Source organism: Posidoniimonas polymericola, from assembly GCF_007859935.1.
Lineage (GTDB): Bacteria > Planctomycetota > Planctomycetia > Pirellulales > Lacipirellulaceae > Posidoniimonas > Posidoniimonas polymericola.
Genome location: NZ_SJPO01000005.1, coordinates 375926 through 389898, shown reverse-complemented (window position 1 = coordinate 389898; position 13973 = coordinate 375926). Strand labels below are relative to the sequence as shown.

Here is a 13973-nt window from a genome sequence, read left to right as displayed (position 1 = left end):
GTACGACGTGGCTCACACCCGCCCCCCGGCAACCCCTCATTGGACCGCGCCGGGCGGGGTGTCGCTACAAAGAAGTGGGGAGAATGTTGAAGCCGTCAGGGCCGCAGCTGCCATTGGAGAAGCACGCCGGGCGCCAGGGAATCGTCTGCGTCCTGCTATTTCGGAAAGGTCGACCGGAATGATGATGCAAAGCGGCAAGCAGCCGCGGAAGGCGCCGCGGTTCCGAGTGAATGAAGTCTGGCTGCTGCTGATTGCCCTCGGGACGGGCGCGGTCTGGGCCGGCCCAAGCGTCGTTCAATGGCTCCGCCGAGACGACGCACCCCAGACCCTCGCAACCCCGTATTATCTGCTCGACGCCGGGCCGTCCGACCCGCCGGACGACTTGAGCGACGACGTGCAGTCCTACGCACCGGGGCCCGAGTTCCGATTCCCACGCCCTGCCGCCCAAGCGGATCCGCCGCGCGAGAACAACGGCGGTGGCGAGGACATCGAATCGCGTTGAGCGATTGACCTAGTGGGTGTCGGCGTCGGGCTCGCTGGCGACAAGAAGCGTTCGACACGCAAGCGATTCTCGAACCTGGACTGCCTCTTGGGCTGCGCCTGCCGACAATGGTTCGAACGAGCGGAAACGCTGCCCAGCCAGGCACGTATTGCACTAGTTGCAACGTGTGTCGGTTGGCTGTCTCTAGCCGCACCGCGCAGTCACGCCCGCCGGAATGGGAACGAACTCCTCGCCGTCGCACGGCTGGAAGCCATCTGGCCAACACGCCTTCATTCGGCACAGTAGGCGGTTCTGCGTGGGTGCTCGCAGGTTGACTCGTTCGACAGAGAGCTCGATCCAATCAATCTCACACTCACGCATTAGCGACCATACATCTCTGGCGAGGTAGCGTGGAACGTAGCCCACCATAGCGCTGGGGTGCTCTGTTCGCACCGCGACGGCTTGTGGATCGGAATGATTCTGCAGATCAAGCATTAGGTACAAGCGATCGCCTGGACGTACCGTCTCCAAACGCTCGGACGCCAAATGATCCATCCAACGGATTCCGTGGAGAAAGAAGCGATTGAGGTAGCATCCTTCAGTATCAGGGGTTGGGCATGGAAATACCTCGACAGCGTCTGTCTTTCGAATGCCCTCAGTCACGCCGAGTACAACAATTGGCTCTGGGGGGTGAGCTGGATCGAAACCGCTCCAACGTAGGTATTCCTCATACTCCGGGCGTGATGATGGAAGTAAGCGGTTGGCGAAGATTGGGAATAGGGACTCCGATTCATACACGCGATCGAGTAGCTCCATTCCGGCGAATGGCCGGAATCCCTCCTGCCGTGCTCCCTGGGTGTAGCAGAATCGGTAGAGGCCATTTTCATAGATTAGCCGGCCGACCGGGCGCCAGCCGCTGCTCGCTTTTTTCGGTCGCCACGCGACAAATAGTGCATTCATGGGTTGGCTTCCCTCAGCCGTTGCTGGTTCTCCAGCAACAGGGCCAGTGTGAACTCGCGGCCTACATCAGAGATCCGACTACTTGGTACTCGGTCAAGTATAGCTGACAACTCATTGGTCCCAACGGCCAATACCCGCTCGAGCCAAGCGTTACTAGCTTTAGGGGAGAGGATTCCAAAGGCAAGGAAAGCGTCGAGCGTGGAAAGGGCCTTCTTATCGGTCTCGTTGGCGTAGAAGGCCGACCGGGCCCGACGCGCGAACGCCTTGATCGTACGGTTGCGGTCCCTCGTGGACAGTCGCTCGCGACGCTCGCTGTCGGTGAGGTTTCTCGCAAGGGCTGCTCCGTGATCGAAAGTCGGCGCCAGCCGCATTCGTTCACCAGTCCAGACGGCGGCCCAGTTCTCGTGATGTCGATCCTGATTGGCAATCCAGGCGTCCAAGAGGGCATAGCCCACAAAGAAGTCCAGAGCGTTCCCGCGGTTTAGACTGGGGCAGCGTTTGCAGAGGTCTTCTTCGGGAGGCCAAAGCGTCGACAAGCACTTGGCGACCATTTCGACCGTGTGTTGACTGACCTTGAATCGCTGTTCCATCGGATAGGTACCGTCTGCAGCCAGAAGCAACTGGTTGCCAAGCACCAATGACTTGGGTGGAGGCGCCATGTTCTCGCATATCACGCCCGGGAGGCTTGTCTGGTCGCCTGCACCTTCGGCCGCTAGATCGTAATGGACGTGCGGTAGGCCGACCAGCTTGCACAATTCGCATGCGACGACCTCGGCCCAGTCCTCTCCGGTTCCTCGGTCGTCCGCCTTGAACATCAGCCGACGCTCGCCGTCGCGGAACCAGAATTTCGGCTTGCTACCGAGCGGCTCGAATTGATCAGCCTTGCGGCGATCGACGATCGTGACGGAGAAAGGTATCAAAAGAGTGTTCCAAACTCTGCCGGAGGTTGTTGGCTGGCCAAACCAACGCGGTGGCGGTACCTAGCTCATTCTACTACGGAGAAAAGCTACCGCCCTCTACTCGTGCCGCAACCCTTCAATCGGTGTCAGCCGCGCCGCGCGGTAGGCCGGGTACAGCCCGCCCAACAGCCCCAGCAGCATCGCGACCACAAAGCCCTGCAGCACGACCTCGCCCGAGATGTCGCCGCTGACGATGCGGCCGGCGGAGGGGGTTTGGGCCAGCAGCCGCAAGAGCACGATCGCGCCGAGGGTGCCTAGCACGGCGCCGCCGAACGCCAGCAGCAGGGCCTCGCTCATGACCAGACGCATCACGCGGCTCCGCCGCCAGCCGACCGCCCGCATCATCGCGATCTCTTTGGTCCGCTCGAACACCGCCATCAGCATCGTGTTGAGGATGCCGACCGCGCCGACGACCAGGGCGATGCTGCTGGTGAGCCACGCGATCGCCCGGGCGGTCTTCAGCTCGGGGGCGTTCTCGGCGTAGTCGCGGGTCTGGGCGACCTCGAGGCCGGGCTGCAGCGCGCGGATCTGGGCGGCGAGTTCCTCGAGGAACGGCCGGTCGTGCTGCTTGCCGATGATCGTGTAGGCGGTGACCTCGCCCTCGCGGAACATTAGGTCCTGCAGGTCGGCCAGCGGCATCACGATCGCGCCGTTCTCGAACACGTTGTACGACTCGTACACGCCGGCGACGGTGAACGGCTCGCCCTCGTAGACCTCGATGGTGTCGCCGGCCTTTTTCTTGAGCGCGGTGGAGAGCGACTGGCCGATCAGCAGGGTCTTGGGCCCGGCCTCCGAGAGCGGGCCGCCCTCGATCAGCTGGAACTGGTCGAGCAGCGGGCTGTCCCGCGGCCACGCCTGGATCGTGACGCCCATCAGGCCCTCGTCGCCGAGCGAGACGACGTCGGTCAGGCCGGGGGCAAACGACTCGATGCCGTCGAGCTTGGCGAGCTCGTCGCCCAGCGACTCAGGCAGCACGCTCATGGTCTGCTGCACCTTGCCGGCCTGCAGCACCAAGAGGTCGACGCCGCGGCTCTCGTACGCGTCGAGCAGCGACTTCTCGAACCCGTCGGACACGCCGACCAACGCGACCACCGCGCCGACCGCTACGGCGACGCCGGTCAGCGTCAGCAGCGAGCGGACCGGGCGGCCCATCAGATTGGCGGTGACAAGTCGAGAGAATCGCATGGCGGTTGTTGGTTTGTGGTTATGGAACCGAAACGGCTGGTTATGGGATGGCCAAGAAAAGGCACGAAAGGTCACGAAAGGTCACGAAAGGTCACGAAAGGTCACGAAAGGTCACGAAAGGTCACGAAAAAGAACGGGGGCGACGCGTGCCTTAGTTGGCGGATTGCCCTCTCTTTTTTTGTGTCTTCTTGTGCCTCTTTGTGGCTATCTTCTTCGATGATGTATTTTTGTTTTGTTCGCTACTGCCCCGCGACCGCGGCGGCGAGCGCTTGGGCGAGCAGGGGCAGGGTCTGTTGGTCGTAGCGTGGCGTGGTCGCGAGTCTAAGCAACTCGGGCGAAGCCGCGAGTTGGGCGCCGGCCGGCAGGCGCGCCATCGCGAAGGCGGTCGGGCCGGGCGCGCCGATGAACGAGAACTGTGTTGGGTCGACCGACAGCAGCCGGTCGTCGGTCGAGTCGCTGAGCAGCTGCACAAACTGCTGGTCGACTACCTGCGGGCCGGCCGGGCCTTGGTCGTCGACTGCCCACACGACCGAGGCGAGTCCGCCCTGCGCCGCGCTGGTCCAGATGAAGTGCCGCACCCGCATCGCGCGGTGCACGCCGCCCCGCAGCAGCACGGCGGGCGACTCGAGCAGCACGGCGGTGTCGTAGCGGGCGATGACCTGGATCTTGTCGAGCTCCTTCTCGCCGGACGAAAGCACCTGGCTGCCGATGAACGACAGGCCGCCGTCGCCCGGCCGGATGATGCGGGCCGAGCCCTCGCCGCGGACGATGTGGCCGATGCCGACCCGGGCCAGCCGGTGGCGGCCGGTCGCCGGGTCCTGCTCGACGCCGGCCAGGATGACCGAGCCGAACATCTGGGCAAACTTGGCGGCCGTGCCGGGCGTTTTTTCTGCCTGTTCGGGGGCGAGCCGGGGCCAAGCAACCAGCACGACGTGCGAATACCCTGGAGGGAGTTGCTTCTGAGCAGGGTTACGCAACGAGAGATCCGCCGCCGGCAGGCGGTCGATCGGCCGCGGGCGGAAGTCCATCTCACCCCGCGACCACCCCGGCGACGTCAGCAGGATCGCCACGATCAGGACGCCGGTAGGACTAGTGCGGGGCATCGCGTTTAGGCAAAGGCGGTGGGACGGAGGCCTTATTCTACGCGACTCACCGCCCGGCGACAGTGCTAACAGTCCAGCTATCAGGCCCGATCCACAGGGACGCGCCCCCGGCGCGTGTGATACGATGGAGGCTATGCACCAGACACTTGGTCAGGACCCGTTGGGGCAGCCGCCCGCGCCCTGCTGGCGCCCGGAACGCCGGTTTGTGCCGGCGCGCGCCGAGGACCTGGCCGACTGCCTGGTGCGCGACGCCGCGCGGTTCGGCGTCGAGAAGGCCCAGCTCCGCCAGACGCTCGACGCGATCCGGGCGGTGATCGAGCAGGAGGGGAGCTACTTCCACAGCGAGCTCGAGCTCGCCTACACGCGGTTCAACCCCGACTGCGAGACGCTCACCTTCGATGGTCCCGCGCCTGCGACGGACCCGAAAGCCGAACAGTCGGCGTACGACACGCTGCATCGCCAGCTCGCCTATCTTCTCGACAAGGCAAACTTTGAACGGCTCGACGACATCAAGATCGCCGAGGTGGTCGAGCGGGCGAGCACGGCGCGGATCGCGGTGCGGATCCACCCCGACCGGGTCGAGCGGCTCGAGCTGTGGGTCCGCGGCCACGGCGAGACCCGCGCCCGCCGCCGCACGCTCCGCTGCCCGGTCCGCGGAAAGGAGACCACCACGCCGGTCTTCAAGCGGCTGGCGGTGATCGCCCAGCTGAAGGGCGACTCGGACGTGCTCGTCAAGCTGTTCAAGGACATCCCCGAGCACGACGTCGAGGCGCTCTTGCCGCACGCCGAGGCCGCCATGACGCTGCTCGACCGGCTCAAGCTGTTCGGCTCGGGCGCGGGGGCGGCCGGCGCGATGGCGATGAAGCTCGCCAAGATCGCGCTCGCGTTGACGATGCTCAGTCAGATTCTATGGATCGTTTTGATCGGCGTGGTGACGATCGCGCTGCGGACCTTCTTCGGCTACAAGAACGCCAAGACGAGCCGCAACTGGCGGCGGACCCAGCGGCTCTACTTCCAGAACCTGGGCAACAACGCCAGCGCACTGCAGCTGCTGATCTCGTCGGTCAAGCAGGAAGAGATGAAGGAGGCGTACCTGGGCTACGCGTTCTCGCTCGAGTCCGCGGCGCACGCCAGCGTAGCGGCTGACTTCAAAACGACTTCCTCTGCCAATCCCTCTCCCCCAAGGGGGGAGAGGCTAGGTGAGGGGGTAAGCAAGAAAACTGCGGGAGTCGTTTTGGAGTCATCCGCGGGCCTAGGTGAACGCATCGAAGATTACCTGGCAGAGAAGCTCGGCGTAGAGATCGACTTCGACCTGCCCGACGCGGTTGAGACCCTGACGCGGCTGGACCTCTGGCGGCAGCCGGGGAGCGGGGTCGTTTGTGCGCCGCGGGACGCGCTCTTGCGGCTGGAGGACCACCGGCGGGAGCAGCGTTCGAGCAACTACCACGCCGAGGCGATCCGGCTGTTCGTCGGCGAGGAGCCGCCGGCGAATGCCGCGCGGCCGCACTTCGCGGATCAGAATGGCGCCGTTCAGCGCGACGCCGCTCAGCTCGACAGGAAGCTGTCCTGAGTCTGGCTGTCACCGGCCTCCGTGGCTGGCATCTCTGCGGCTGGCATCTCTGCGGCGGGCATTGCTGCGTTTGGCGGCTCTGCGTTTGGCGAGCCTGCGGCGGGCGTTTCTTGCGCCCGCCAGTCCTCTAGGTGCATCTCGACCTTGGCCCAGCCGCGGAAGGTGTTGATCACCGGGCGGAACGCGATCGACAGCAGCCCGTCGATCCGCAGCAGCTCTTCTTCGCGGTCGCCGGCGCCAAAGGCCACGGCCCGCAGCTTGACGCCGGCCTGCTCGAGCTCGAGCGACAGGTGCCGCCCCGCGCCCCCCATCCGCCGCGGCGGCCCGGCGAGCCGGACGTCGGAAGTGCAGAGGGTTGGCCGGGCGTTGCCCTGGCCGAATGGCGCGAGCTGCTCGATCTGGCTGACGGTCTGGTGGGTCAGGGCGGAGAGGGGCGCCTCGGCGTCGATCAGCACCTCGCCGACGCGCTCGGCGCCGCCGAGTTGGGCCTCGGCGTGGGCGCAGAAGTCGATGCGGAACGCGTCGAGGTTCTGCTCTTCGATCTTCAGGCCGGCCGCCGCGGCGTGCCCGCCGCAGCTCGCCAGGTGCTGGCGGCACGCGGCGAACGCCTCGCCGAGGTTGAAGCCGGGCGCGGTCCGCCCCGAGCCGATGCCCGGCTTGGTCCCCAGCTTGTCGAGGGCGATCATCACCACCGGCAGGCAGTACTGCTCGGCCAGCTTGCCGGCGACGATGCCGATGATGCCGGGGTGCCAGTCGCGGTCGGCCAGCACGAGGGCGGGCGTCGACTTGCCGGTGAGGTACTTCTTGGCCTGCTTGCGGGCCGACAGCAGCACGCTCCGCTCGAGCGACTGCCGCGTCTGGTTGAGCTCGTCGAGGTAGTCGGCCAGCTCGTGCGCCCGCTCTTTGGAGTCGGTCGTGAGCAGCTCGACCGCCAGGTCGGCCTGGCCCATGCGGCCGGCGGCGTTGAGCCGCGGCGCGAGCGAGAAGCCGATGTCCTCGCCGCCGAGCGCCGGCTTGTCGGCGCTCTTGGCGACCCGCTCCAGCTCGGCGATGCCGGGGAGCTGGTGCTGACGCAGCGCGCCCAGGCCGTAGCGGACCAGGATGCGGTTCTCGTCGACCAACGGCACGACGTCGGCGACCGTGCCGATCGCGGCGAGCCCGACTGCCTGCAGCAGGAACCGCCGCATCGGCTCGCTGACCCGCTTGGCGTCGCTGACGCGCTGGCAGACGGCCCAGGCGAGCTTGAAGGCGACCGCCGCGCCGCACAGCCCGGCGAACGGGTAGTCGTGCCCCGGCAGGGCCGGGTGCACAATGGCGGCCGCGTCGGGCAGGCGGTCGGCCATCTGGTGGTGGTCGGTGACGATCAGCGTCAGCCCGAGCTCGCGGGCGGCGTCGGCCTCCACGAGGCTGGCGATGCCGTTGTCGACCGTCACCACGACCTTGGCCCCGTCGGCGGCGAGCCGCTGGAGGGCTTCGACGTTCATGCCGTAGCCTTCTTCCAGGCGGTGCGGCACGTAGAAGCTGACCGGGGCCCCGGTCAGGCGGAGGCACCTGACCATGATCGCCGTGGAGGTCATGCCGTCGGCGTCGTAGTCGCCGTAGACGACAATCGGCTGCTTGTCGGTGATCGCGCGGTGCAGCAGGTCGGCCGCGGCCGTGACGCCGGGCAGCTCTTCCGGGTCGCGGAGGCCGCTCAGCTTCGGGTCGAGGAACTGCTGCGCCTCGTCCGGGGAGTAGATGCCGCGGGCCACCAGCAGGCGGGCCACGATCGGCGGGACGCCGGCGGAGCGCTGCAGGGCCTCGGCGCGATCGGGATCCGGGGTCGCGATTCGCCAGCGCTTGGCCATCTCATCCCTGATGGAGTGACGCGACAGAAGACCGCCACGCGCAGCCAATCGGCCACAGGCGACGAACGAGAAGGAGAGCACCATCCGCGCCCAGCAGCAGCCGGGCCGGCGGCTGCTACTTCTTCTTCTCGTTGTGGATCGTGTGCCGCTGCAGACGCGGGCAGAACTTCTTCAGCTTCAGCTTCTCCCCGCCGAGCTTGCGACGCACGGTGTAGTTGTAGTCGCCGGTCTCCTCGCAGACGAGGAACACGGACTCGACCTTCTTCTTCCTCTTGCCAGTGCTCTTGGCCATGATCGGTTTGCTCGCTTCGGTTGCCCGCCAAGGCTGGTCTGCCGGCGGGCGGATACGGGAGACGCTCTCGCTAACTGCCAAACCGGCACGGCGCAAGTCGCCGCGGCCGGGGGATTTCGAATCACACAGTCTAGCGGACAGCGGGCCGGCGAAAAAGGCCCAATCTGCCGGGCAAAAAGCGGGCTCGGCGGGGCAGGGCCGCAGCGGACGGCCCGCCTGGGGAGCGTATCGGCTCCCCAGCAAATAAAGGTGGGGCGGATCCGCCGGTTTCCGAATGATGGGGGACACCACTATATCGGTCGCCAGACGAACCCGCCCCAGAGCGGGGAGAGCGAACAGGGGCAGCAAACTCAGTCGCCGCGGGCAGACGAGGGCCGGGCAGCCCCGCTGCGGTCCGTGGGCAAAGACGGACGGTCCTGCTGGGTCACGACGGGCAAGATCGTGGCGTCAGGACTAGGCGCGAAATCGCGGCGAGCGAGGCGGAACGGGCAGCTAGCGAGGCCAATCCACAAGACGTGGGCAAGAGAAGTGCTCATGGGTCGCTCCGTAGCAATCCGCCTCTGGGGCTGATTGTCCGGCGGCCTGGCGATCTGGAAGGCGCGGCGGGCAGCCGCGCTCAAGACCCATGGCTTTGCGTCCCCGCCTCACGACGGGTTTGCCTTTATCGGTAGCCCCTCTGGGGAGGGACAAGACGTAAGAGAAGGCAGGAAGAAGAGAGAAGGAAGGTCAGCGAGAACTTGCCTCGCCAGTAAAGGAATAGGTTACGGTTGGCGACCAGGCAAATTGCGAGCGGAGATTTTGTAGAAAAAAGCTCCCTAGGGCGGCGAGAAGGCCGGTTTCCCCTAGCCCCGAAAGGCCCGCCCGCGGCCCCACAGCCCGATTCCCGCGGCTGCGCAGAGCAGACCAATCGCGGCCGGCTCTGGCGCGGCAAGGGCCAGGCCCTCTGCTCCAGCCGCCGCGAAGCGGTCCCGCCAGTACGCGTAGTCGCCGGCGTCGATCACGCCATTGAGGTTGCCGTCGGCCCCGTCGCCGACCCGAACCGTCGCGCCGTAGGTCGATTGCCAGACGGCGTAGTCGGCCGCGTCGGTCTGGCCGTCGCCATTGTAGTCGCCAAAGATCGACGGGGCGGCGACCGCGTCGGAGACGATCAAGGCGGACCCGCCCTCCTCAAACCACGCCTGGATGAGGACGCGACCGGCGTCGTCGAGGTCGGCGAAACTAAGGTCTGAGACCGTGCGTAGGTCTGGCGTTGTGTTGTCGCTGACGTCGAATGTGTCGCCCGTTTCCAGGAGTTGTACGACTTCGCCATCCCGCCCGGTGGCGGTCAGCACGCGGAGAGTCTCTTCTCCGTAGTAGTTGCTGCGGAACACGACCTGCCCGGCGGAGTTGACCCGGAGATCAGGATCCAAGTAGGTCGCGTCACTGGCCTGCGTATCGTTGTCGGTCATTTCGATCAGCGTTAACCCCGCACCAGGGGTGGAGAGCCAGACGCCGTACTGCTCTTCGTAAACCGAGTACTCGTAGCCAAACTCGTCCTCGGCAATGCTCTCCATTCGCATCTCGCCGGTGAACGCGACATGGCCTGCGTTGGCGGCGGCGAACCCGTCGATGTCTCGGTAGGATGCAGCACGCTCGTCGGGGCGGGCGTCGTCGTCTACGGTGTCGTGTACGGTAACCACTGCTTCGAGTCCACCCCCGACAGACGAGCGCCATAGCCCGTCCCAGCCATTGCCGCCGCTGCGGAGGTTGGCGGCGAACACGACGTCGCCCGCGTCCGTGATCAGCGGCTCGGAGAACGCCTGGCTGACGGCGAAGGGCGAGAAGCTCGACTCGGGTGCAAACACGTTTCCGTTCTCAGTTCCAGGCGCCACTAGGCTGGCGCGTGTGACTAGCTCGGTCCCCTGGCCACGGTTGACCCATAGACCTCGTTCGTTGACGAACTCGAACCCGGGGATTTCGATTTCGGCTCGGAACGCGACCCCGCCGCGGCTGCTTGAGAAGGTCGCGACGGAGGGATTCGAGCCGAAGATAATCAACGGGCTGTGGGAACCGATCGGCCCCAGCAGCGCGCCCGGGACTGCGGGAGCGGGCGAGCCCTCACGCGCGATGACATCGGTTTCCCCGTTACGGACCCGCCAGATGCCGGTGTCTTGTTGCGTTGAGGTCGCTTGGCTCGGTTGAAACTGCCCGCTGTAGTAGACCTCGCCCGAATGGCCGACGCCGATTTCACGAGCGAATTGGTTGTCGATAAACAGCTGCTCGTCGGACGTCGCCACCAAGGCAGGAGTAGCGGGGCCCCGATCAACCGACCAGAGTTCTGTGGGCGTCGTGGGGGTCCCGGCGGAATAAGCAGCGTACCGGCCTTGGCTGTCGGTAGCGAGTTGGTAGATCTGCCCCGTTCCGAAGAGGGACTTGTCGCGCTCGCCAATTCGAGCAGACAGCAGCCCAGCGCCGGTGGCGTCGAATCGGAGCAGTTGCACCGGAGCGATCTGGCAGGTGAACTGTCCGCATGGTTCCGTCGGACCTTCGGCTAGCGCCCACACGCCGCCGTCGTGCGACAACTCGCCCTTGATCCAGTTAATCGGCTCGAACCCGGCCCCTTCGATCTCCCGCCCCGTCACTGCTAGCACGCGGAGCGAGTCCGCCCTCACGGGTTGCCATGACGCCGCGGCACAGGCCGCGAGCAGCAAGATCGAGCAGCGGAGCATCGGGGAGATACGCGGGGAGAAGTGAGAGGGGAACGGGGGCGGGCACGCCGCACGGCAAACCGTTTATCGTAATCAGCCGCCGAGTGGGTCACAACGGCGGCGGCAAGAGGGGCCGCGAGTTTTACCTGGTCCTCCCAGTGTGACAACTGTTTTCCGTAACGCACGGCTCTCCTCAATTCGCCAGCCGATCTATCCGATTTGATCGTCAGGTGTGTGTATTCCTTTCAGAAAGTCCGCGCTCGATGACGGCTGCTCAAACGACAACCTCGCGAACGATTTTTGGTGGCGCCGGCCGGCGGAAGATGGTGGGCCGGATGGGCCCCTGGCAGCTGACGCAGGTGCTAGCCGAGGGGCCGCTGACCCGGGTCTACCAGGCCCGGCCGGCCGATCACCCGGAGGCCGCCCCGACGTACGCCATCAAGGCGCTCCGCCGCGAGTGGTGGCAGGACCCCACCGCGATCGAGACCATGCGCCGCGAGGCGTGGGTCGGCCGCCAAGCGAGCAGCCCGAACCTGGTCTCGGTGCTCAGTGCGCAGGTCACCCAGCCGCCGTTCTACGTCGCGATGCCGTGCCTGCGGGGCGAGCCCCTCGCCAGCCGGCTGAAGCGGGGCGTGCGGACCTCGCTGCCGCAGACATTGTGGATCGCCCGGCAGGTCTGCCAAGCGCTCACCGCGCTGAACGATCAGGCCGGCGTCATCCACGCCGACGTCAAGCCGAGCAACATCTTCATCGCCCCCGACGGGCACGTCACGCTGCTGGACCTGGGGTTCTGCCAGACCCACAGCGAGGCCAAGTGCTGGGCCTCGCGCCCCGTGGTGGGGACCCTCAACTACATCGCACCCGAGATGGTCACCTCGGCCTGCACGGCCGACTGCCGCAGCGACCTCTACAGCCTCGGCGCGACGATCTACGAGCTGCTGGCGGGCCGCCCGCCGTTCGCGGCCGACGAGCCGGCGGAGCTGATCGCGCTGCACCGCCAGGCCAAGTCGGAGAGCATCGAGTCGGCCGCCCCCGGCACGCCCAAGGCGGTCGCCTCGCTGGTGCACCGGCTGCTGGCGAAGGACCCGCTGCGCCGGCCAAACTCGCCGGGCGAAACGGCCGACGAGTTGGCGAGGTTAGAGATTGCCTGCTTCGCGTACCACGAAACGGTCGCTTAGAGCGAGTCGACGATCGGCTCGACGCCGTCGAGGAAGCCGGCCAGCGAGCGGCTGCGGTACGGCTGCTGCAGCTTGCGGACCGCCTTCGACTCGATCTGCCGCACCCGCTCGCGGGTCACCGAGAAGATCTTGCCGACCTCTTCCAGCGTGTAGCTGTAGCCGTCGGTAAGGCCGTAGCGGAGCTTGATGATCTCCCGCTCGCGGTAGCTGAGGTCGTCCATCACGTCCTCGAGCCGACGCTTGAGCATCTCCATGTTGGTGTCGTACAGCGGGTCGTCCTCGCGGTTCTCCTGGATGAACTCGCCGAAGTAGTTGTCCTCGTGGTCGCCGACCGGCTGGTCGAGCGACAGCGGCTGGCGGGTCATCTTCAGGACTACCCGCGAGTCTTCCAGCGACAGGCCGGCACGCTCGGCGACCTCTTCCGGGTTCGGCTCGCGGCCGAACTCCTGCAGGAACTCGGCGGTGACCGCGCGGATCTTGCTCATGGTGTCGATCATGTGGACCGGCAGCCGGATCGTGCGGCTCTGGTCGGCAATCGCCCGGGTGATCGCCTGGCGGATCCACCACGTGGCGTAGGTGGAGAACTTGTAGCCGCGGGCGTGCTCAAACTTGTCGACCGCCCGCATCAGGCCGGTGTTGCCCTCCTGGATGAGGTCGAGGAACGAGAGTCCGCGGTTGCGGTACCGCTTGGCGATCGAGACCACCAGCCGCAGGTTGGCGGCGGACAGGCGCCGCTTGGCGGCGTCGTAGGCGGCGCGGCGGGTGACCGAGCGGGTAACCAGGTGGGCCAGCGTGGCGGGGCTCTCCTGGGTGATCCGCATCAGGTAGCGGAGCTCGTGACGCAGTTCTTCGTGGTGCTTGGGGCCGAGGGTCAGGTTCGGCTCGGCGAGCTGCTCCTTGATGATCGCCATGCGGTGGCCGATCTCGTGCAGCTGGTCCATGATCGGCAGCAGCCGCGGCAGACGCAGGTTCATCTCCTCGACCAGGCGGATCACCTTGTTGCGGCGGCAGATCAGCCGGCGCCAGGCGGCACGCTGCTCGGCCGGGGTCGAGGCGCCGTCGACCGCCTTGAGGTAGTCGGCGGTGTTCTCGGTCAGCAGGTGGCGGATGGTCTTGAGGTTCGGCGCCAGCCGCTTGAGGACCTTCTTCTTCTCGACCGTGTTCGTGACGCTGATCTCGATCGTGCGATCGAGTCGCAGGGCGCCGCTCTCGACCTTCTCCAGCAGCTCGACGGCGCCGTGCAGCATGTAGTCGTTGCACAGCATGGTGCGGCGGAAGCGGGTGCGGGTGTACTCGATCTCCTTGGCCGCGTTGATCTCGGCCTCGCGGTCGAGCATTGGGATCTCGCCCATCTGCATCAGGTACATCCGCACGGGGTCGTCGACGTGCGACTCCGACTCGCCGGTCTCGTGCTCGTCGAGGCTCACGTCCACGATCTCGACGTCGCCTGCGAGCTGCGGCGAATCGTCGTTGCTCTTGCGGCGGGCGGGACGCTTGACGCTCGCCTTGCGGGACGAGGTGGGGCGGGACTTCGACGGGGTCTTGCGGCTGCTGGGCACTGGCGAATCCTCTCGGTGTGCGGGAGATGAGCTGCTTCGCCCGGCCTTAATGCAGCGGCGGCGCCAGGGGAGGCTTCGCTGCGCAGGCTGCTCGCCGTAAACTGTTTGTGGGTTGGCGGTTGCGATCTTGGGGGAGGCGCCCAGACGCGGCC

Annotated in this window: 11 protein-coding genes and 1 riboswitch; of the genes, 3 read left to right on the top strand and 8 right to left on the bottom strand. The window is 66.3% G+C overall.

The genetic code is table 11. From position 1 onward, the window contains the following. The first annotated feature begins 178 nt into the window (after positions 1-178). Positions 179-502 (top strand): hypothetical protein, encoded by a 324-nt coding sequence (locus Pla123a_RS12525; protein WP_146587407.1) that lies wholly within the window; start codon positions 179-181, stop codon positions 500-502. A 183-nt stretch (positions 503-685) separates the two neighbouring features. Here the strand turns inward: Pla123a_RS12525 and Pla123a_RS25290 are convergent, their stop codons facing one another. The 4 genes from Pla123a_RS25290 to Pla123a_RS12505 all read right to left on the bottom strand — a co-directional run bounded on the left by Pla123a_RS25290 (position 686) and on the right by Pla123a_RS12505 (position 4688). Beyond that, the gene (locus Pla123a_RS25290; protein WP_391542390.1) at positions 686-1297 is read right to left on the bottom strand and encodes an HIRAN domain-containing protein; all 612 of its coding nucleotides are present in this window, start codon (positions 1295-1297) and stop codon (positions 686-688) included. Between the two features lie 140 nt (positions 1298-1437). Further along, positions 1438-2361: a phosphatidylinositol kinase gene (locus Pla123a_RS12515; RefSeq protein WP_146587404.1), complete on the bottom strand. Its 924-nt coding sequence runs from the start codon at positions 2359-2361 to the stop codon at positions 1438-1440. A 96-nt stretch (positions 2362-2457) separates the two neighbouring features. Continuing rightward, entirely contained in the window at positions 2458-3585 is a 1128-nt protein-coding gene (locus Pla123a_RS12510) for an ABC transporter permease (RefSeq protein WP_146587402.1), read from the bottom strand. A gap of 239 nt (positions 3586-3824) precedes the next feature. Further along, a complete protein-coding gene (locus Pla123a_RS12505) occupies positions 3825-4688 on the bottom strand; it encodes a hypothetical protein (RefSeq protein ID WP_146587400.1) in 864 nt (287 codons plus the stop codon). A gap of 133 nt (positions 4689-4821) precedes the next feature. Between Pla123a_RS12505 and Pla123a_RS12500 the strand changes: the two genes are divergently transcribed. Continuing rightward, the gene (locus Pla123a_RS12500; protein WP_197527911.1) at positions 4822-6258 is read left to right on the top strand and encodes a DUF3754 domain-containing protein; all 1437 of its coding nucleotides are present in this window, start codon (positions 4822-4824) and stop codon (positions 6256-6258) included. Here Pla123a_RS12500 and recJ read toward each other — a convergent pair. The 3 genes from recJ to Pla123a_RS12485 form a co-directional block, all read right to left on the bottom strand. Continuing rightward, positions 6234-8105 carry a single-stranded-DNA-specific exonuclease RecJ gene (gene recJ / locus Pla123a_RS12495; protein WP_146587396.1) on the bottom strand — a complete coding sequence of 624 codons (1872 nt, stop codon included), beginning with the start codon at positions 8103-8105 and terminating at the stop codon, positions 6234-6236. The two genes, Pla123a_RS12500 and recJ, sit on opposite strands and share 25 nt — an antisense overlap. Before the next feature lie 115 nt (positions 8106-8220). Continuing rightward, on the bottom strand, positions 8221-8397 hold the full coding sequence (rpmG, locus tag Pla123a_RS12490) for a 50S ribosomal protein L33 (protein ID WP_146587394.1): 177 nt from the start codon (positions 8395-8397) through the stop codon (positions 8221-8223). 573 nt (positions 8398-8970) lie between these two features. After that, positions 8971-9067: riboswitch (cyclic di-GMP riboswitch) on the bottom strand. 172 nt (positions 9068-9239) lie between these two features. Continuing rightward, positions 9240-11105 carry a DUF7453 family protein gene (locus tag Pla123a_RS12485; protein WP_146587392.1) on the bottom strand — a complete coding sequence of 622 codons (1866 nt, stop codon included), beginning with the start codon at positions 11103-11105 and terminating at the stop codon, positions 9240-9242. A gap of 242 nt (positions 11106-11347) precedes the next feature. Here Pla123a_RS12485 and Pla123a_RS12480 point away from each other — a divergent pair, with 242 nt between their 5' ends. Further along, positions 11348-12262: a serine/threonine-protein kinase gene (locus Pla123a_RS12480; protein WP_146587390.1), complete on the top strand. Its 915-nt coding sequence runs from the start codon at positions 11348-11350 to the stop codon at positions 12260-12262. On the opposite strand, the gene Pla123a_RS12475 is transcribed toward Pla123a_RS12480, so the two are convergent. Then, positions 12259-13821 (bottom strand): sigma-70 family RNA polymerase sigma factor, encoded by a 1563-nt coding sequence (locus Pla123a_RS12475; RefSeq protein ID WP_231956417.1) that lies wholly within the window; start codon positions 13819-13821, stop codon positions 12259-12261. The genes Pla123a_RS12480 and Pla123a_RS12475 overlap by 4 nt on opposite strands. Positions 13822-13973 lie beyond the last annotated feature (152 nt).